At 40.6% G+C, this 524-nt stretch carries 1 protein-coding gene; it reads right to left on the bottom strand.

Annotation, left to right across the window (positions count from 1 at the left end; all coding sequences use genetic code 11):
- On the bottom strand, positions 1–524 hold a 524-nt coding region (locus B6D18_RS12430; protein ID WP_216818979.1), incomplete at both ends, for a contractile injection system protein, VgrG/Pvc8 family.

The following is a 524-nucleotide window of genomic DNA, read 5'->3' as shown; positions in this document are numbered from 1 at the left end:
TTGCACCGTTAATATCATTATCCCTTCATCTATGCCGGTAATCGTACTGCCTTTGATGCGAATATGTTGCCCCGGGGCTAAATTGGCCTGATTACTTTTACCCCGGATAAGAATTTGACGGCTAATTGCTTGCTCATGACGAATGCGGGCATACCATTCACCACTTTCAACACTATCAACACTATCACCCACCTTACCCGCATTACCATTATCTGTATGACTTGCATTACCAAAATTAGAGCTAATCTCACGGCTATTATCACCGCTGTTTTCATCATCATGATTACGGTTGTGATTATTTATATCATTGGTATTACTACCATTACTATTTAACCCTTTATAGTGTTCATCATAACGGTAATCGGTACCATAAGTGGTACTATTTTTCTGTTGGCTATTCACTTCACCCAGTAAATTCGCCGGTGCATCTCGGTAGTTATAATCCTGTACTTTTACCGACGCTTCTACCATTTGACTGTGTAATGACATATCCCAGACACTTTCAACGCCGTTATCCAATGTGC

The sequence above is a fragment of the Gilliamella sp. A7 genome, assembly GCF_002142015.1.
Taxonomy (GTDB): Bacteria; Pseudomonadota; Gammaproteobacteria; order Enterobacterales; family Orbaceae; genus Gilliamella; species Gilliamella apis_A.
This window is presented reverse-complemented; position numbering and strand designations above follow the sequence as displayed.